The following is a 20,938-nucleotide window of genomic DNA, read 5'->3' as shown; positions in this document are numbered from 1 at the left end:
TAATGAATAATTTTGAAAATATTTTTCAAACACGTCGTAGCATTGTTGACAATGTTGCTTTGAATCGTTTTCTAACTAAAATGTATAGTATCGTAGCCCTAGCAATTTTAGTTTCAGCTGCGACTGCATATACAGTTTTACACTTTTTCGCTAACCAATTTTTCAACGCTTTAAGCCAAAATCATGCACTATCTTTTGTACTATTGATATTACCATTTGCCTTGATCATTGGAACTAGTTTTAGTAAAAATCCTATTTTATCATTTGTGTTATTAATGCTTACAGCGATGGTTTACGGATTAACTTTCTCTATTATCTGTTTAGCATTCACTCAAACAAGCATCACTGCCGCTTTTTTATCAAGTAGTGCTGTATTTATCACGATGGCTTTCATCGGCACAACAACCAAGAAAGATTTAAGTAATTTAGGATCTTATGCATCAGCTGCTTTAATTGGTTTAATCGTAGCTACTATTATCAATATGTTTTTGCGTAATCCTATGGTAACCTACATCTTTTCTTATATTGCAGTTGTTATCTTTACAATTTTGACTGCATGGGATGCTCAAAAAATGAAGAATATCTTCATTCAAAATCATGACGAAATTGCTACTACAAGCTTAGCTATAATCGGTGCATTGACTTTGTATCTAGATTTTATCAATTTATTTATCCAATTTTTACAGATTTTTGGTTTTAGCGACAATCGCCGTTAATACCAAAAAAAAGAACTACATGTTCACGACATGTAGTTCTTTTTTAATGCGTTTTAATAACAACAGGTGTACCCGTAGGTACATTATCCATAAGCCATTTAGAATCTGGCAAACTAAGACGTATACAACCATTAGAAGCTGGCTGCTTGCCTAATTTTGCAGCTTCAGATTTATTTATTTTCTGATTCTTACATATTGGAACAGAATGAAATAAATATACACAATTTTCCGTCCAACTAACCCAATTTAGAGCACCTTCATTAAGCTTAGAATTAAAAAATTTATCTCCCCTACCACCAATAATCTGATATTTGCCAAGAGGTGTTAATGATTTGCCATTTTTATACTTACCACAACTAGCTAACATAGTATAGATAACTTTATTATTATCAAGTAAATAAACTCTATTCCCCTTAACGGAAACACGTATAACTAATTTCTTAACTTTTTTTAGGTTAGGATATGCTTTTTTCTCACTAGATTTTTGCCATTCTCCTTCCTTAACTAAATCAGTCGGATCTGGATAGGGTCTAAATATTTTCTTTTGCAAGGATACTTTCGATGTACGTAATGTAGAACTATGCTTGCTATTTTTCCTAGCAAAAACACAACTAGCCATTGCCATCGCAAAGACAACTACAATGCTAACTGCAATATAACCAAATTTAAAATGCTTAATTTTTATGTTTAAATTAGTTTTATTGAATATTATCAACACCCCCCCTACTTTTTTTGATATACCATACTATTATTATATATAAAAAATAGATAGATTAAACTATCTATTTTTCTTTTGTATTAATATTAACCAACAAAAAACTCAATATGTTGCTGTAAATTGGTAAAACTCATCGGTAAATATCCACCAATATCACCATCTAAATTAACAGCTATCTTTTTCTTGGAGTGCGAAGTATCTAATAACTCTACTTTCAAAGATCTAGTCTTCGTATAAATAATGTTAGGATCCTTTACATGGTTACCATTAATTGCCATCGCCATTAATCGTAGAATATCAATCGGGTTAGATGTTTTCACAACAATTAATTGAAACAACCCATCCGATAATTGAGCATCAGGCATTACTTGTTCCCAGCCACCAATCGAATTAGTCATCCCTAAAAAGAACATTGACAAATCGCCTTCGTATACTCCCTTATCATAAGTTAATCTCATCTTATTATTACTGATTTTTGGAAACATCTCTGCTCCCTTTAATAAATATGCAGTATAACCTAGAATAGATTTCCATTCAGAAGGAACACCATACGTCAATTCAGTTAACGATCCACTGGCAGCTATATTCATAAAATATTTATCGCCAGCTTTGCCAATATCCATTTTTCGAGTCTTGCCTTGCAAAACTAACTTAGCAGCAGCTACTAAATCATCACGTGGTATTTTTAATGCACGGGCAAAGTCATTCGTAGTACCTGACGGAATAACAGCCATCTGAGGTCGATGATCTAAAGGAGCAATCCCATTTACAATTTCATTAATAGTACCATCACCACCAGCACCAACAATCAACTCAAAACCATCTTTACCAACTCGATTAGCTTCTTTTTGAGCAGAAAAAGGTTCAGCTGTGGTTCTAAAAGCACTAGCTTCATATCCAGCTTGTTCTAAAATATCTAAAATACTAGCAACATTTCTAATATTTTGTTCATGACCAGATACAGGATTGTAAATCAAACGTGCTCTCTTTGTCATTTTCCTTGTCCTTTCTCAATTAGCGACTTTGTAATTCTTTATTAATTAATTCATTAACAACTTTAGGGTTAGCCTTACCATGAGTTTCTTTCATAATTTGACCAACTAAGAAACCAATTGCACGATCTTTACCATTTTTAAAATCTTCTACTGATTGAGGATTATTATCTACAATTTTAGCAACTAATGGAGCTAAAACAGATAAATCTGATAATTGAATCATTCCTTTGTCAGCAACATATTTCTTTGGTTCAGTACCATGTTCAATACTTTCTTGAAATACCTTCTTAGCAATCTTAGATGAAATAGTACCATCTTGAATCATCTTAATGATTTGAGCTAAATGCTCTGGCGTTAATTTAACTTCATCAAGATCAACTTGCTTTTCATTCAGATATCCATTAACTTGTGTATTTAGCCAATTAGCTGCCAATGTTGCATCGGCACCAGCTTTAACAGTTGCATCATAAAAATCACTAGACTCTTTAGTCTGTAAAATAACATCTGCATCATATTCTTTAATGCCATATTCATTAACATAACGTTTACGACGATCAAATGGTGACTCAGGCAATGAGGCCTTAATTTCATCAATCCAGCTTTGTTTAATATGATATGGTGCAATATCAGGTTCTGGGAAGTAGCGATAATCTGCATCCCCTTCCTTAACACGCTCTAATACGGTCTTACCTGTAGATTCATCAAAACGACGCGTTGAAAGTTGAACTTGACCGCCAGAAAGTAATACAGCAGCTTGGCGTTTTTCTTCATAAGCTAAAGACTGACGAACATGCTGGAAAGAATTCAAATTTTTCATTTCCACTTTCGTACCTAATTCCTTTTGACCAGCAGGTCGAATAGAAATATTGGTATCAACACGCATGGAGCCTTCTTCCATCTTAACATCAGATGCACCAGTAAACTGAACAATTTGACGTAATTTTTCAAGATAAGCATAAGCTTCTTCTGGTGTTTCCATATCAGGTTCAGACACAACTTCAAGTAAAGCAACACCCTGACGGTTCAAATCAACATATGAATAACCATTGGTTCCGTGTGTGTTTTTACCTGCATCTTCTTCGATATGCATTTCATGAATACCAATTCGCTTCTTTTTTCCATTAACTTCAACCTCAATATAACCATTGCGAGCTAAGGGTTGGAAAAATTGAGTAATTTGGTAAGCCTTAGGATTATCAGGATAATAATAGTTTTTACGATCAAAATGGGTAACTGGTGAAATTTGTGAATTTGTTGCCAATGCAACCATCAATCCTAAGCGATATACTTCCTTGTTAACCATTGGCAAAACACCAGGCATTCCCCAATCAATTACATTAGTAGCAGTATTAACTTCTGCACCATAAGTAACCGGTGATGGAGAAAAGATTTTACTTTTAGTCTTTAATTCGAAGTGGACTTCCAATCCGATAGTCGATTTAAAATTCATTAATTAGTCCTCCAATCCCGTCGGTTTCTTTTCATAAAACTTATTACTACGCTCAATAAAATCAGCTACTCTGAAAATACTTTCCTCATCAAAACGTTTAGCCATAATCTGCAATCCTACTGGCATCCCATCAACTAAACCGGCAGGTACACTAGCTGCAGGTACACCAGCTAAATTTGCTGCAATAGTCAAAATATCATTAGCATACATTTCTAATGGATCCTTAGTTTTACTATTAAGTCCAAATGCTGGCGTTGGTGTTGTAGGACCTACAATAACATCATTTTCTTCAAATATTTTTTCGAAGTCACGACAAATTAACGTTCTAACTTTAGCAGCTTGTCTGAAGAAACGGTCATATGAACCAGCTGATAAAGCAAATGATCCTAACATAATACGGCGTTTTACTTCATCACCAAATCCTTCACTTCGAGATTTAACATATACGTCTAATAAGTTCTTAGCATCTTTAGAACGATAACCATATCTAATACCATCAAATCGTTGTAAGTTCGATGAAGCCTCACTGGATGCAATAATATAATAATCTGGAATTACATATTTAGTATGTGGCAAGCTAACTTTGTTAATAATAGCACCATGATCTTCCAGAACTTTAATTTGTTCTTTAATTAATGCTTTAACTTTTTCGCTAATTCCTTCACCAAAATATTCTTCAGGTACAGCAACTCTTAATCCTTTAACATCTTGATTTAATGCCTTAGTAAAATCGGGTACTTCACGTTCAGAAACAGTTGCATCATGATCATCTGCACCAGATAATACATTCAAAATCTTAGCAGAATCTTGTACTCGCTTCGTCATAACACCAATTTGATCTAAAGATGAACCAAAAGCAATTAATCCCCAGCGAGATACACGTCCATAGGTAGGTTTGATACCAAATATGCCATTAAATGCGGCTGGTTGTCTAATAGATCCACCTGTATCAGTACCTAAAGCAGCAATTACTTCACCACCAGCTACAGCTGCAGCTGAACCACCTGATGATCCACCTGTAACTTTAGTCAAATCCCATGGATTCTTTGGTGCTCCAAAGTATGAATTTTCACTAGATGATCCCATAGCAAATTCATCCATATTAGTTTTTCCTATAATCGTCATTTTAGCTGCTTTTAATTTAGATACTACAGTAGCATCATAAACTGGCACATAATTATACAAAATATGACTAGCAGCAGTGGTTTTGACATTATTAGTGATAATATTATCTTTCACTGCAATTGGAATCCCAGCTAATTCATTACTAAAATCTAAATTTTCAGCAGGTTTAGCATCATCGATCACAGTAATCATAGCATTAAGTTTAGGTTCAAGCTCTTTAATCTTTGCTAGAGTATCTTGTGTTAACTGCTCAGCAGTTATTTCTTTATTCTTTAACTTTTTGTTTAATGATTCGATTGTTTCATTTAAATAATTCATTAGGCATTATCATCCTTATCAATAATAACCGGTACTTTAATAAAGCCATCAACTTTATCAGGCACATTCTTCATCAATTCAGCTTTGCTTTGCCAATGTTCAGGCTCATCTGCTCTAAATACAGTATCACGGTCAACAACCTGAACTGTTTCTTCTACACCATCAGTATTTACTTCGCCTAACTGGTTAGCCATATTGATTATTTCACCCATTTGCTCTGTGAATTTATCAATTTCTTTAGCATTAAATTCTAATCTAGACAATTTAGCAACATGAATTATTTCATCTTTTGTAATCTTCACCTTTTACCTCCTATTCACCACTAAAAACATGAACATAATAACTATCATCAGCATCATTTTTAGTGATAGTCGCCTGTAAATTATTAACGGATTCAATACGTATCTCAATTGGCACATTATTAGGTAAATATTTCTTAGCAACAGATAAAGTTAATCTTGAAAAACTTTCAATTTGAGCATAACCATAAAATTGTGTCGTAATAGAAATATTCATCTGTTTTAAGTGCTTATTTTGGTAATGAACCTTGGCAATTACACCACTAATATTAGGAAAATATCCCTGAATAGCAGCTTTAAAATCACTAAATGAAGCAGCATCAGTTGAATTAATTGGTTTGGTATCACCAATAGTCGGCAACACTTGGCTACTATAATCAACTGACTTCCATTCATTTATTTTACTACTATTTGTATCAACAATGCTATATGCCAAATAATTTCCACCGATTAAAGAATCACGTCCAGTTTTTTGAAAAAGTCCAATCAAAATTGGAATATGTTTAAGAGCAGATATTTTACGCAAACGTTTTATTAACGTATATGCTACTTTTTTACCATAAGCTAGTTGTTGATTTTTCTTAATATTAACATGATATTCAGGACCATCTTTAACTTTAGTATAATAATCCACTGAATTTAAAGCTAATCCTAAGCTGATCCCACCTAACTTATACGATGAACCAGACTTAACCAAAAAATCTTGCTCAAAAATTTGATTTAAAATAATCGGACTGTATTTCTTACTTTTCTTATAATTAAGCCCTTGCTTATTGTGCTTGCTATATCTAGACAACCAAATATTAACTTGCCTTGGTGTTAAAACTTGTCCTTCTTGAAAGACATATTTATCAGTTGAAAATAAATCATGAGAAATATTTAACAAGCCTACTTCCAAACTACGATTATCAACATTATTATCATTATTACTTGCAGTAATACCATTGGTTGGACTAATCAAGTATTGCCCATCTTTTAACAAAACATTGTAACCATTTTTATCGGTGACAGTAGTTTGATAAGTCTTCTGCTTACCATTGGTATTAGCAGGATTATTTGTCAGGTTAGAATTTTTCAAATTGCCACAAGCTGTTAAGTTTATAGCAAAAGCAAAGATTAATAACCCCATTAAAAGTTTCTTCAATTTGACTACTCCTTTTGACTATTTAATTTAGCTATAACTTCATCTTCTGTTAACATTGGAATCTCTAACTGCTGTGCCCTAGTTTTCTTAGAACCTGCAGCATCCCCATATATTAAATAATCAGTATTCTTAGAAACTGAACTCATAACTTTAGCACCTAACATTGTTAGTTTTTTAGTTAAATCAGCTCTTGAATAATGAGCTAGTTTACCAGTTAATACCACATTTTTTCCCTTGAAGAAGTTATCTTCAATCGATTGGGTGTCACTTGCTCCTAAATATTTAAAATTAACTCCAGCAATTTGCAGTTGATCCATCAATTCTTTAACCGATTGCTGTTCAAAATATTTAACCATCGATTCAGCAATAGTCTGCCCAATAGTATCAATTTGCATCAAGTCTGCAATAGAACACTTTCTGATTGTATTCAAATCATGAAATTTTTGAGCTATTAATCGTGCAGCTTTAGCTCCAACATGATCGATACCTAAGCCAAAAAGTAATAATTCTACCGAATTTTGTTTACTATTTTCAATCGCATTTAATAAATTTTGAATAGATTTATCTTTAAAATGATCTAACTTAGCCAATTGAGCGGCAGAAAGAAAATATAAATCTGCAATATCATTAACTAAATGCAATGCTATTAATTGACGTACAATTTTAGGACCTAAACCCACAATATTCATTGCCTGTCTTGATGCAAAATGTGTAATCCCTTCTTCAACTTGAGCAGGACACATAGGATTGATACAACGTAAAGCAACTTCATCTTTTAAATGAACTAAATTTTGGTTGCAAGATGGACATATTTTCGGTATCTCATATGGTAGACTAGCTTGCAGTCTTTTATTTAAAACAACTTGTGAAATCTCAGGAATAATATCGCCAGCTTTATGTAATAAAACAGTATCACCTAATCGGATATCCTTTTGCCTTAGTAAATCAGGATTATGTAATACAGCTCGACTTACGACCGTACCAGCTAAATTAACTGGATCCATCACAGCGGTGGGCGTTACTACTCCTGTACGACCTACTGTCCATACAATATTTTGTACAACAGTTTCTTGCTCTTCTGGTGGAAATTTATAGGCAATCTCCCATCTTGGTATTTTTACTGTATTTCCTAATTTGGCTTGTAATGCTAAATCATCTACCTTTAAAACGATACCATCAATACCATAAGTCAATTCACTACGCTGATTAGTATATTTATCGATAAAATCAAAAACTTCATTAATTGAAGATAGCTTACATCCAGTGGTATTAGTATGAAAACCCAATTCAGCCATGGTCAAAATTGCTTGGTGCTGACTAGTAATCGTCTCTGGTGGATTAACCCATGTATATATATAAGTACTTAGTTGTCGCTTCTTAGTTACATTAGCATCCAATTGGCGCAACGATCCAGCAGCAGCATTACGTGGATTAGCAAAAATAGCTAAGCCTTGATCATCTCGCTCAAAATTTAATTTGGCAAAAGTAGCTTTATCCATATAGCATTCGCCACGAACCTCAATATCTATTTTTTGTGGCAAAAACTTAGGAATATCTTCAATATGCATAGCATTAGCAGTAACATCCTCACCGATATGCCCATTTCCTCGAGTAGAAGCCCGCACAAGCTTGCCTGCTTTATATTCTAAACTTAAAGATAGTCCATCAATTTTCAATTCTACATTATAGTCAACTACATGACCAACCATTTTTTGGATTCTTTGATCGAATTCGAGTAACTCATCTTTAGAAAAAACATCCCCCATAGAAAGCATTGGTTGCTCATGAACGACTTTAGCCAAATCTGATTTAGTATTTCCACCAACTCGCTGTGTAATAGAATCAGGATCTATCAAAACAGGATACTTTTGTTCCAACTCTAATAACTGTTGATAAACCTGATCATAAATATTATCTTCTACTACTGGTGCATCTTGGACATAATATGCATATGCCCAACTATCTAATTGTTTGCGTAATTTAAGTACTTCTAACTTAGCTTGTGCTAACGATAATTCACTCATTTTGCTCCTTTAATCATACCTTCTTAATAGGTGCAAAAGCTGCCAAAAGACGCTTAACACCTAAGTTAGCAAAGGCTATATCCAACTCCATATCTTCACCGCTACCATTAACTTTAGTGACAACACCTTTGCCCCACGCCTTATGTTCCACTTGATCTCCCACTGACCAAGTCTTTTTATCTGCACCAATAGCTCCAGCTGCCTTTTTGGCTATTACTGGTTTCTCATGTTGAACACTATGTGAGTTAGTATTTTTATTAGCAAAAGAACTAAAACTATTATCTGCAACAGGACTAATATCCGCTAAATCGATATCATTTATTTCAGAAATAAAACGTGACGCATTATTATTTTGATAATGACCATATAACATTCTATGAATAGCATTTGTCAAATACAATTGCTTTTTAGCACGTGTAATGCCTACATATGCTAATCTTCTTTCTTCTTCCAATTCACTATTATCAGATTGAGCACGTGCAAGCGGAAAAATCCCTTCTTCCATTCCTACCAAAAAAACAACAGGGAATTCTAATCCTTTAGCAGCATGCAAAGTCATTAAAGCTACTTGATCGATATTTTCTTGTAAATCATCTTGATCACTTAAAAGCGAAACTTCAGCTAAAAAGTCATCAACTGCTTTAGCACCGTCTTCGTTTGCCTCATAATTATCATCAAATTGCTTAGTTACAGTTAAAAATTCATCTAAGTTTTCTAACCTGGTATCAGCTTCAATAGTGTGTTCTGCTTTTAACGCATCAATATAACCAAAATCATTCAAAATTTTATTAGTCAACTCTGTAACAGTGTTATTTTTAGCAAAAATAATCATTTCTTCTAATTTTCTGCCAAAATCTTTCATAATATTGAATAATTTACCACTAATTGGGGCTAACTCTAAGCTCTGTAAAGCTTCTAAGGCAGTATAATTATTACTAAACATAAATTCTTCAAACTTACTAATTGTTGTCGGACCTATGCCACGTCTAGGTGCATTAATGATTCTATGTAAACTCATGTAGTCTGCTGGATTAGCAACCAATCGCAAATAAGCCATAATATCCTTGATTTCTTTACGATCATAGAACTTATGTCCACCTACAATTTTATAAGGAATATTCGATTTAACAAAAGCTTCTTCTATATTACGAGATTGTGCATTAGTTCTATATAAAATTGCAAAATCACTATATTTATAGCCATTTTCTTTAATCTCTTTATTAATTTTTCCAATAATAAAAATTGCTTCATCATTACCTGTACTTGCCCGATAATAATTTACCTTGGAACCTTCACCACTATTGGTCCATAATTTTTTAGGTTTACGATTTTTATTATTTTTGATAACAGCATTCGCAGCATTTAAAATATGTCCAGTAGAACGATAATTCTGCTCTAACTTAATAGTATTACAATTATCATTGCGGTAATCTTGTTCAAAATTCAAAATATTTTGCATATTAGCTCCACGCCAGCCATAAATAGACTGATCTGCATCCCCTACTACACAAATATTTTTATGTTGCTGTGCTAACAAATGACATAATTCATATTGAGCTTGATTTGTATCTTGATATTCATCAACTAAAATATACCAAAATTTATTTTGATAATAATGTAAAACTTCTGGTTCTGATTTAAATAAAACCAATGTTTGCATAATCAAATCATCAAAATCCATGATGCAATCATGTTTTAAATTCTTTTGATACTCTCGATAAACTATTGCAATTTTCTTTTCATATTCATTTGAAACCTGTTTGGCATATTCCTCAGGATCTAGCAAATCATTTTTGGCATTAGAAATTGCATTTACAAGACTCTTAGGATCAAATTTCTTACTGTCAATATTAAGTTCCTTCAAAATTCGCTTAATTAAAGTTAGTTGTTCTGCCGTATCAGCAATAGAGAAATTATTAGCATAACCGATTTTTTCGGCATATCTACGCAAAATGCGGACACATAATGCATGGAAAGTCGACATCCAGATACTATCTGCATCACTATCTAGTAATTGTTTTACTCTTTCTCTCATCTCGCTAGCAGCTTTATTGGTAAAAGTAATAGCCAAAATATTCCATGGAGCAACACCTTTTTCTCTAATCAGGTAAGCGATTCTTCTGGTTAAAACAGAGGTTTTGCCACTGCCAGCACCTGCCACTACTAAGAGTGGTCCTTGAGTGCATTTTACTGCTTGTTGTTGCTCAGGATTTAGCCCAGCTAACATAGATTCTTCGTTCATGAACATACTCCAAACTAAATAATATTAATAATAAGCTTTATTTATTATAACAAAAAACTCGCTTTAAGATTAATTACAAGTATCTAAAAGCGGGTTCGAATTTATCGATAATCATATTGATACAATTTAAATTCGTCAATAATTTTTAATAGCGATTTACTATACGAAGGATCTGTCGCATATCCATCTTTTTGTAATGACTCAGCTTGTTGTATATAAGTCGTGCTATTTAACACATGTTGATATTGTCTAGGATTCCACGTCGTCCCATTAACTAACAAAAGTGTATGCTTTTTTACACATTCTTCCATTGAATTGAAAACACAAAAGCGAGCTTTGATAACAATCCACTTGTTATTTACAAACTCCTTTGTTTCCATCAACTTTGTCCTATTAGGATCTGTACCCTTCATTCCAAATAAATTATTGTACTTCTTAGATAAACTGCTACGCCCATAATCACTCTCTAAGCAAGCTTGAGCGATTGTAACACTAGGAAAAATAGGATATTTTTGATACTCTGCCTGAGCAAGGGGAACCATTTTTTTAATAAAAGCTTTTTTTTGAATCAAATCAATATCATTATTAATTGGTGGTTGCACCTGATGATGGATATGTCTAGAAATTAGTAAACACAACATAAATGTCAATAATATGAGCAAAACTTTTATCAACATAAAATCCATTTGATTTTTGCAGTATTTCTTTTTCATAATTATAGCCTCTTAGATAATACTTTTCTTAAAGGAACTACAATTAGAGGTGTCAAAATACCAGTAAAAATTGCCTCACATGCACTATTAAAGCTCAAAGCAGTCAATAAAACGATAATCAAAGATTTTGATGTATCTGTATAACCTAAGCATGACATTAACTTAGAAGAATGATTATAAAAAATACTCGTAAATAAAATAACCATTAAAGTATTTGTTAAAGTGGACGCCACTCCAGCAGCAACACTAATCAAATAATTTCTAGTCGAATGCCGTTGTTGCCACAATTTTCCGACAAGTCCAGGAACCACACCTGCTAAAAATCTGGGGATAATGGCAATCACTGCATTTTGAAATAACATAATTGAAACTAAATCTGCAGGCTGCGTATAAGCTCTAAACAAACTCAAGGTTCCCCAAAAGAAACCCAAAAAGCCACCCATTTTTGGTCCCATTAATATTCCAAAAACAGTTACTGTTAAAGGTAATGTCGTAATTGCTGGCAAAGCAGGGAAAAATCTAATATATCCTAAACATGGAATAAAAGTTTGTAACATTACAATAGCTACAAATACACTAAATATAGCTATTGTATTTATTTTTTTGTTAGCCATTATACATCTATCTCCGAGTAAAAAAAAAAGAAAGTCATGAATTGCTTTCTTAATCATATGCGGGCGAGAAGACTCGAACTTCCACGATCTAAAAGCGATCACAAGATCCTTAGTCTTGCGCGTCTGCCATTCCGCCACGCCCGCGTACCTAAATAGTATACCTAATTTTATTCATTTTTACAAGGTATATTATTTAAGTATTTAAAAATATCGAATTATTTATAATTAGGAGCAGCCTTAGTTATTTGCACATCATGTGGATGTGATTCTCTTAACCCAGAATTAGTCATTTGCACAAACTGTGCCTTATTAATTAATTCGTCAATATTACGTGCTCCTACATAACCCATACCTGATCTTAAGCCACCGATTAACTGGAAAATGGTATCACTAACATCACCTTTGTACTCAACACGTGCTTCAATTCCTTCAGGAACTAATTTGTTAGCTTCATTCACACCGCCTTGGAAATAACGATCTGATGAACCATGTGATTGAGCCATTGCTCCAATCGATCCCATGCCACGATATACTTTGTATTTTTTATCACCATCTGTAATAATTTGACCAGGTGTTTCAGTAGTTCCAGCAAACATACTACCTAGCATAACTGCATTACCGCCAGCTGCAATAGCTTTAACAATATCACCTGAATATTTGATACCGCCATCGGCAATTATCGTCTTACCATATTCACGTGCTACACTAGCTGCATCATAGATAGCAGTAATTTGTGGTACACCAACCCCGGCAATAATTCTAGTAGTACAAATTGAACCAGGTCCAATACCCACTTTAACAATATCAACGCCACTATCAAATAAAGCCTTGGTGCCTTCTGCTGTAGCAACATTACCAGCAATTAATGTTGCCTTAGGAAAATGCTCACGTATTTCCTTTATTTTGCGTAAAACACCAGCTGAATGACCATGAGCAGTATCAATAACAATAGCATTAGCTCCTGCTTCCAGCAATGCCTGTGCTCTTTGAAAAGTATCGGACGTCACTCCTACTGCTGCTGCAACTAGTAATTTATTTTCCTCATCAACTGCTGCTCTAGTAAAATTACCTGAAAGCATAACACCTTTTACAGTTGCTACTTCACCTGCTTGTGCTACAATAGACATATTTTTATGAATAACACCCATACCACCTTGAAGGGCCATAGCAATTGCCATTGAGCTTTCAGTCACTGTATCCATACCAGCAGAAATGAATGGTAAATTCAACTTAATATTATCAGCCAACTTAACACTTAAATCCACTTCGTTTGGCAAAACATGACTTTCAGCAGGTATTAATAATACATCATCAAAAGTTAATCCTTTTTTTGCAAATTTAGTTTCCCAGCTTGACATCCTTTTATTTCTCCTTTTCAAAATATTATTTGTTCATAGATTACACGTTTTTCATAAAAAAAACAAGCGATCTACAATTCAAAAAATTATAACAAAAAACATACTTCAATAACTTTGTTATGAAATATGTTTTTATAATCAATATTTATTTTTCAGCATTCCGTTGAAATAATTTAACAATTTCTACAATCGCAATCATTAAAATACCTGCAGTTAACACAACGAGCCATTGTGCTATATCCAATTCTGTAACCTTAAATAAAGATGTTAAACCTGGAATTTCTACTGCAGACATAATAATTGCGGAAACTATAATCGCCAAATTAAACCATTTATTCTTTAAAGTATCTTTGCAGAAAATCGACTTTGTAATAAATTTAGAATTAAAAGCATGGAATAACTGAATTAATCCCAAAGTTAAAAATGCCATAGTTAGAGCATCACCATGTAACAACTTATAGTTATCAATATGCGGTCCAATATGTAAGCCAATTTGATAAACACCTAAAACCAATATTCCTTCTAAAATACCTTGATAAACAATTGATATTCCCACTGCCGATAAAAAGTTAGATTTTTTACCACGTGGTTTCCGTTTCATAATGTCTCTTTCAACTGGATCTACACCTAAAGCTACCGCTGGCAATGTATCTGTGACTAAATTAATCCACAATAATTGAACGGGAGCTAAAATTTCCCAACCTAACATCGTCATCATAAAGACAGTTAAAACTTCACCAACATTACAACTCATCAGATATAAAATTGCTTTTTGGATATTAGAAAAAATTTTCCGCCCTTGTCGCACTGCTTCAACAATGGTAGCAAAATTATCATCAGCCAGCACCATATCGCTAGCTCCCTTAGATACTTCTGTACCAGTAATACCCATGCCAATACCAATATCAGCTTGTTTCAAACTCGGTGCATCATTTACTCCATCACCTGTCATGGCAACAATTTTACCATTTTTCTGCCAAGCTTTTACAATTCTTACTTTATGTTCAGGTGATACACGTGCATAAACTTTATAATTAGCTACACATTTAACAAAATCTGTATCTGATATCTTGTCTAGTTCTGCACCAGTAATGACACAATTAGTATCATCTTCGCCAATAATTCCCAAACGTTTAGCAATTGCAGCAGCAGTTACTTGATGATCCCCAGTAATCATTATGGTCCTAATGCCAGCAGATTTTGCTTTAGCAACTGCAGCTTTAGCTTCTGGTCGTTCTGGATCAATCATACCAACTAAACCAACAAAAATTAAGTTCTGTTCAACTGTCGCTGAATTAACTTCAGTGAACTTTTCATCAACAACTTTGTAAGCTAAACCTAAAACACGCAACGCATTTTTGGCCATTTCATTATTAGCAGCTAAAATTTTAGCCTTTTCTGATGCATCCAGATCAACTATTTTATCATCATGCCATAGTGAAACTGCTCGCTTTAATAACTCATCTGGAGCACCCTTCACTGCTACAAAATATTTACCATCTGCTTGTTGATGAACAGTTGACATCAATTTTCTATCCGAATCAAATGGTACTTCTTGAACACGCTTATTATTTGCTAAATAGTCAACAACATTCCATTTAGAATCTAAAGCATATTGAATAAGAGCTGTTTCAGTAGGATCACCTAGCAATGAATTATTATCAGTTATTTTAGTATCATTAGCTAGGATCATTATTTTAATGGCAAGATTATCTTTATCTTCTAATTTGTCACAATGATATGTATCATTATAAAAGACTTTTTCAACAGTCATTTTATTCTGAGTCAAAGTACCTGTTTTATCAGAAGCAATAATATCAGTTGCTCCTAAAGTTTCGACAGCAGGTAATTTTCGCACAATCGCCTTATGTTTAGCCATATTTTGAGTACCTAAAGCTAAAATGATAGTAACAATTGCTGGCAACCCTTCTGGAATAGCAGCTACTGCTAAAGAAACAGCTACTAAAAACATTTCTATAGCCAGCTTGTCAAAAGGCATCGTTCCTTGTTTAGTAAAAATACCAACCACACATACAAATGCACATATTCCTAAAATCATTAAAGTTAAAGTTTTACCTAATTGATTCAAGTTGGCTTTTAATGGAGTATCAGTTTCATCAGCATTATTTAACATTGTTGCAATCTTACCTACTTCAGTATCCATCGCTGTAGCAACAACTACCCCTTCACCGCGACCATAAGTAACATTGGTGTTAGAGTATGCCATATTGATTCGATCTCCTAAAGCAACATCAGTGGCTTCAATCACTTTACTATTCTTTTCTACTGGAACAGATTCACCAGTGAGAGCAGCTTCTTCAATCTTAAGATTTTTAGCTAAAACTAACCGCAAATCTGCTGGTACAACATCCCCAGCTTCAAGTAATACAATATCACCCTTAACCAGTTGTGTACTAGGAATCTCAACAACTTGACCATCACGACGAACATGAGCATTTGGCGTCGACATTTGCTTCAATGCTTCTATAGCTGCCTCACTTCTAGCTTCTTGAATAATTCCCAAAACCGCATTAAGTAAAACGACAAACATAATAATAGCCGCATCTGTCCATTCATTTGCAACTACTCCTGATAAAATGGCAGCTACAATCAGGACTATAATCATAAAATCTTTAAATTGGTCAATAAATCGCAAGAATAATCCACGTTTTTGCTTACCCACAAGCTCATTCAAGCCATCCGTCTTAAGTCTATCTGATACCTGTTGTAAACTTAGTCCCGTATTTATAGATGTTTTAAGTTGTTTAATGACATCTTCAGATTTTTGTTGATAAATTTCTTGTTGCACAATTTTTCCTCCAATTGATAAAAAAAAGACTTATGTCAAATAAAACATAAGTCTCACTTATTAAGATAAGTCCAGAGAATTATCATTCTCGGGTGTTGAACTTACCGCAATTGCTTGCCGTTACTCCCTTACTAGATTATATTATATTAAATAAATCTTAATGTTGGCAAGTAAGACGGCTCATTTTAATTATTTTTTTTATAAAAATCATCAAAAATCGTAATCGGCAAATGTCGCTTATGTTCGCTTCTTGTCCACAAATATTCAATCCGCTCAGCATCTACTTTAGCTAACTCTTTACCTTCAAGATAATCATCTATCTTATCATAGCTGACTCCTAATGCCTGCTCATCAGGCAAAGCTGGTCGTTTTTCTTCTAAGTCGGCAGTAGGTGCCTTTTGATATAAATGCTTTGGGCAATTCAATTCTTGTAACAGAGCTTTTCCTTGACGTTTATTTAATCTAAAAATAGGTAAAATATCAGACGCTCCGTCACCATATTTAGTAAAAAATCCAGAAATATTCTCAGCAGCATGATCTGTTCCGATAACTGCACCTTTATTGGCACCAGCAATAGCATATTGTACAATCATTCTTTGACGAGCTTTGATATTTCCTTTATTAAAATCGCTAATTTCAATGCCAGATTCTTCTAGGCTTTTCACTGTTGCATCTACTGCAGATTTAATATTAACTATCAAATCCTGATCAGCATGTTGAAATGCAACGGCATCAGCAGCATCACTAGCATCTTTTTGGACACCATAAGGTAATCTTACAGCAATAAATTGATACTCATTATCACCAGTTTCTGCTCTTAATTCGCTGATAGCCATTTGAGCTAACTTACCTGTTAAAGTTGAATCTTGACCGCCTGATATACCTAAAACATAAGTTTTCAATCCTGTATTTTTGAGTAAATATTCTTTTAAGAAATTAATTGAACGTCTAATTTCTTTTTTAGCATCGATTTTTGGAGCAACTTGTTCATACGCAATAATCTTTTTTTGTAAATCTCTCATTATTAGTCTTCACATTCCCTTTTTATTATCTGATTTCTAATTTTGCTAATCAAATGCATCTTATGATCATATAAAGCTTGCGATAAATCAACCGGATACTCTTGAGGATTCAAGCTACGTTTATATTCGTCCCATAATCCATCCAAATTAGTCATTGCAAACTTTTTAATTTCCTGTAATGAAGGCTCTACATAAACTTGTTTACCATCAACAAAAATATCTTTCAAAATTGGATAGGCAGTATAATTTGTCACTATTTTATTAATATAAGTATATTGTGGATGAAACATATAAAGAGCGTCTAACTTACGAGGATCCTCATTCCAACATGAAATCCAATCACCTTCATTTTTCTTTTCAGAATTAGCTGATATACGCCAGACCTGTTTCTTACCTGGAGTTGAAACTTTTTCTGCATTAGAAGATATCTTCAATGTATCATACATTTTGCCATCACTATGTTCAATCGAAACTAACTTATATACACCACCTAAAGCAGGCTGATCATAAGCTGTAATTAATTTGGTACCCACACCCCAAACATCTATTTTTGCACCTTGCATTTTTAAGTTCAAAATGGTCTTTTCATCCAAATCATTAGAAGCAAAAATTTTAGCGTTAGGATATCCAGCATCATCAAGTTGTTTACGGATCTTTTTAGAAATATAGGCCATATCACCAGAATCAATCCGCACACCTAAGAAATTAATCTTATCACCCATTTCATCTGCTACTTTAATAGCAGTTGGCACGCCACTACGCAATGTATCATAAGTATCGACCAAAAAGACGCAATCTTTATGCGTTTGAGCATATGCCATAAAGGCGTCATATTCATTACCAAATGCTTGAACTAATGAATGAGCATGTGTGCCAGAAATAGGAATACCAAATAATTTTCCCGCTCTAACATTACTCGTTGCATCAAAACCACCAATATATGCAGCTCGTGTTCCCCAAATTGCAGCATCTGTTTCTTGAGCACGCCTAGAGCCAAATTCCATTATAGCTTGATCGCCAACTGCAATCTTTACTCTAGCTGCCTTCGTAGCAATCAAAGTTTGAAAGTTAATAATATTCAAAATTGCAGTTTCCACTAATTGACATTGAGCTAAAGGACCTTCTACTTGTACAATCGGCTCATTAGCAAAAACTAATTCACCCTCTTGGGCAGACCTAACTGTTAAATTAATTTTCAAATTACGCAAATATGAAATAAAATCGTCATCATAATTTTCATTTTCTTTCAAATATTGCAAATCACTCTCGGCAAAATGTATTTTTTTAATATAATCAATCATATGACTTAATCCAGCAAATAAAGCATAACCATTACCAAAAGGCTCTTTTCTAAAATATACTTCAAAAACGGCTTTGCGTTCACTAATACCCTTTTTAAAATATGTATACATCATATTAATTTCATATAAATCTGTATGTAATATTAGTGAATCATCTCGATCTAATTCTGGATTAAACATTTACTTTCCCCCATACACTAGTAGTGCAATATTTAACAATTATATTCAAATTAACGAAACAACTTAGCATAAACTTTAGCTTGAAACTTAGTTTTGATATTAACTTTTAACATTGTAATAATTTTTCGCTTAAGTGATTTTTTCCCCTCCATCCATGTACCAGTAAATACATGGATTGTTTTTGATTGACCGGAAGGATTACATAAAATTCCATCTGGATAAACATGAACACCATCTTTGATAGTTTGTTCAAGATTATTAGGCTTAGCACCATATACTTTTTTCAAAATATCAGAAACAGATACTGTATTTACGCCCTTTAATTGATCACTAGCATCAAATTCGAAATTACGATCATCATAATAATCAAGCATATCTTTAATTAAAGGATGTTTAGGTTCTGCACCAAAAACAGCTGTAAATGGATTATCTATATTTTCAAATCCAACAAAGGCACGATTATCTAATAATTCATGTAAATCATCTAATACTAAGACATCAGTGTCTAAATAAATGCCACCCATTTCATAAATTGCTTTGGCCCTAATATAGTCAGACACAAAGGCCCATTTTTTTGCCTTATATGCTTGCTCAACATATTTATTTTCATGAATATCAAAATTAGATTCGTTCCATTCAATAATTTGATAATCTTTTAAATGTTTTGACCAAGTTTTCATACATTTTTGAATATTTTTGGGTTTTGGATTTCCTCCGACCCATACATAATGAATTATTTTTGGAATCATTATTTTACCTCAACTTTAGCGTAATCTTTAATTGCCTAATTTATAATAAAACAATTACTAATTTATTTCATTAACAATTGATATCCCTGGTCAATCTCAGCTAGCTGATTATAGATTGAAAAAGTATTTGCTAAATATTTCTTTTCCTTTTTAGCAATCATTTGCAATTGTTTCTTAGATAATTTAGAAATATTGACTAATTGATCAGACAAAGCTACTTCATCTCCTATATTGACAATGAAACCATATTCATCATCAGGAATCAATTTTTTGATATCACCAACCGTTGTACTTAAAAGTGGTAATTCATTATCCCCAGCTTCTAATAATACCAATGGAAAACTTTCAGAATATGAACTTAAAACAACTAAATCCATTTTTTGATAAAGTTTTGTTAGTTCAGTATGACTTAAAAAGCCATGAAAAATAACTTGATCTTCTAACTTTAATTCTTTAGCTAATTCTTTTAAATGCGGCAATTGACTGCCATCACCAGCAATATGCAACATTAATCGCTGGTCATCAGCAGCATGCAAAGCCTTTAATAATAAATCTTGTCCCTTAATTTTTTCGCAGCGAGCAACATTAATAATATTAAATTTATCATGCGTTAACTTAACTGGAATCTGATTTTTAAAGAAAATACCATTGTAAATAACTATTATTTTTTTAGGATCGATTTTCACTTGATCAGTTAATAAATCAGCAAATCTTTGTGTAATAGCAAAGATTTGGTCAGCATGACGCAAGGCCAAAATATTCAACTTAGTAAAAATTTTTCCAATTAAACCTTTATTAGCAAAATCAAGTAAAGGATCGGAATGAACAGTAACTACCCATTTGGCTTTAATTTTTTTATGGATTAAATATAAAAATAAATTAGCTCTGGGACCATGCGTATGAACAATATCAAAATTATTTTGATTAATATAATCGATTAAACGACGAAATACTTTAATATCATAACGACTATTAGACTCTAGACTTGTCACTTTAATTTTTGCTTCTTCGGCTGCTGCTTTAACTGGGCCTTCTGCTAGAGTTAATAGTTCATAATCTTTATTCCTCATTTTAGCAGCAGATAACAAATTGATAATATGGTATAATCCACCGCCATTTTCTAGACCAGCATTAATATGTAAAACTTTCATTAAATATCAG

17 protein-coding genes and 1 tRNA gene are annotated in these 20,938 nt (G+C 33.2%); 1 reads left to right on the top strand and 17 read right to left on the bottom strand.

Annotated features, from left to right (window positions below; all coding sequences use genetic code 11):
* The first annotated feature begins 2 nt into the window (after window positions 1-2).
* Window positions 3-716 (top strand): Bax inhibitor-1/YccA family protein, encoded by a 714-nt coding sequence (locus HMPREF0520_RS03980; RefSeq protein ID WP_006729631.1) that lies wholly within the window; start codon window positions 3-5, stop codon window positions 714-716.
* A gap of 43 nt (window positions 717-759) precedes the next feature.
* Here the strand turns inward: HMPREF0520_RS03980 and HMPREF0520_RS03975 are convergent, their stop codons facing one another.
* The 17 genes from HMPREF0520_RS03975 to HMPREF0520_RS03895 all read right to left on the bottom strand — a co-directional run bounded on the left by HMPREF0520_RS03975 (window position 760) and on the right by HMPREF0520_RS03895 (window position 20,928).
* A complete protein-coding gene (locus tag HMPREF0520_RS03975; RefSeq protein ID WP_029327235.1) occupies window positions 760-1,431 on the bottom strand; it encodes a L,D-transpeptidase in 672 nt (223 codons plus the stop codon).
* A gap of 89 nt (window positions 1,432-1,520) precedes the next feature.
* Window positions 1,521-2,429: a diacylglycerol kinase family lipid kinase gene (locus HMPREF0520_RS03970; RefSeq protein ID WP_006729629.1), complete on the bottom strand. Its 909-nt coding sequence runs from the start codon at window positions 2,427-2,429 to the stop codon at window positions 1,521-1,523.
* Window positions 2,430-2,448: 19 nt separating this feature from the next.
* Complete coding sequence (gene gatB, locus HMPREF0520_RS03965; RefSeq protein ID WP_006729628.1) at window positions 2,449-3,879, bottom strand: Asp-tRNA(Asn)/Glu-tRNA(Gln) amidotransferase subunit GatB; 1,431 nt, start codon at window positions 3,877-3,879, stop codon at window positions 2,449-2,451.
* Between the two features lie 3 nt (window positions 3,880-3,882).
* Entirely contained in the window at window positions 3,883-5,322 is a 1,440-nt protein-coding gene (gene gatA, locus HMPREF0520_RS03960; RefSeq protein ID WP_006729627.1) for an Asp-tRNA(Asn)/Glu-tRNA(Gln) amidotransferase subunit GatA, read from the bottom strand.
* Window positions 5,322-5,624, bottom strand: coding sequence for an Asp-tRNA(Asn)/Glu-tRNA(Gln) amidotransferase subunit GatC (gatC, locus tag HMPREF0520_RS03955; protein WP_006729626.1), 303 nt, complete (start codon window positions 5,622-5,624; stop codon window positions 5,322-5,324). The genes gatA and gatC overlap by 1 nt, the downstream gene beginning before the upstream one ends.
* Window positions 5,625-5,634: 10 nt before the next feature.
* Window positions 5,635-6,765 (bottom strand): CamS family sex pheromone protein, encoded by a 1,131-nt coding sequence (locus tag HMPREF0520_RS03950; protein ID WP_006730625.1) that lies wholly within the window; start codon window positions 6,763-6,765, stop codon window positions 5,635-5,637.
* A 5-nt stretch (window positions 6,766-6,770) separates the two neighbouring features.
* Window positions 6,771-8,789, bottom strand: coding sequence for an NAD-dependent DNA ligase LigA (ligA, locus tag HMPREF0520_RS03945; protein WP_006729624.1), 2,019 nt, complete (start codon window positions 8,787-8,789; stop codon window positions 6,771-6,773).
* A 13-nt stretch (window positions 8,790-8,802) separates the two neighbouring features.
* The gene (gene pcrA, locus HMPREF0520_RS03940) at window positions 8,803-11,031 is read right to left on the bottom strand and encodes a DNA helicase PcrA (RefSeq protein WP_010221757.1); all 2,229 of its coding nucleotides are present in this window, start codon (window positions 11,029-11,031) and stop codon (window positions 8,803-8,805) included.
* 101 nt (window positions 11,032-11,132) lie between these two features.
* Window positions 11,133-11,744, bottom strand: a complete 612-nt coding sequence (locus HMPREF0520_RS03935; RefSeq protein WP_006729622.1) for a glycoside hydrolase family 73 protein — start codon at window positions 11,742-11,744, stop codon at window positions 11,133-11,135.
* A 2-nt stretch (window positions 11,745-11,746) separates the two neighbouring features.
* Window positions 11,747-12,358 carry an ECF transporter S component gene (locus tag HMPREF0520_RS03930; protein ID WP_006729621.1) on the bottom strand — a complete coding sequence of 204 codons (612 nt, stop codon included), beginning with the start codon at window positions 12,356-12,358 and terminating at the stop codon, window positions 11,747-11,749.
* A gap of 58 nt (window positions 12,359-12,416) precedes the next feature.
* A tRNA-Leu gene (locus HMPREF0520_RS03925) sits at window positions 12,417-12,502 on the bottom strand.
* Between the two features lie 71 nt (window positions 12,503-12,573).
* A complete protein-coding gene (gene guaB, locus HMPREF0520_RS03920; RefSeq protein WP_006729620.1) occupies window positions 12,574-13,716 on the bottom strand; it encodes an IMP dehydrogenase in 1,143 nt (380 codons plus the stop codon).
* Window positions 13,717-13,861: 145 nt separating this feature from the next.
* A complete protein-coding gene (locus HMPREF0520_RS03915; protein WP_006729619.1) occupies window positions 13,862-16,525 on the bottom strand; it encodes a cation-translocating P-type ATPase in 2,664 nt (887 codons plus the stop codon).
* 185 nt (window positions 16,526-16,710) lie between these two features.
* Window positions 16,711-17,547, bottom strand: a complete 837-nt coding sequence (nadE, locus tag HMPREF0520_RS03910; protein WP_006729618.1) for an ammonia-dependent NAD(+) synthetase — start codon at window positions 17,545-17,547, stop codon at window positions 16,711-16,713.
* A gap of 2 nt (window positions 17,548-17,549) precedes the next feature.
* A complete protein-coding gene (locus tag HMPREF0520_RS03905; RefSeq protein ID WP_006729617.1) occupies window positions 17,550-19,028 on the bottom strand; it encodes a nicotinate phosphoribosyltransferase in 1,479 nt (492 codons plus the stop codon).
* A 50-nt stretch (window positions 19,029-19,078) separates the two neighbouring features.
* The gene (locus HMPREF0520_RS03900) at window positions 19,079-19,777 is read right to left on the bottom strand and encodes a glycosyltransferase family 32 protein (protein WP_006729616.1); all 699 of its coding nucleotides are present in this window, start codon (window positions 19,775-19,777) and stop codon (window positions 19,079-19,081) included.
* 62 nt (window positions 19,778-19,839) lie between these two features.
* Window positions 19,840-20,928: a glycosyltransferase gene (locus tag HMPREF0520_RS03895; protein WP_006729615.1), complete on the bottom strand. Its 1,089-nt coding sequence runs from the start codon at window positions 20,926-20,928 to the stop codon at window positions 19,840-19,842.
* Window positions 20,929-20,938 lie beyond the last annotated feature (10 nt).

This window comes from Lactobacillus iners DSM 13335, from assembly GCF_000160875.1.
Taxonomy (GTDB): domain Bacteria; phylum Bacillota; class Bacilli; order Lactobacillales; family Lactobacillaceae; genus Lactobacillus; species Lactobacillus iners.
Note: the sequence above shows the minus strand (reverse complement) of the source record. Positions and strands in the feature narration are given on the sequence as shown.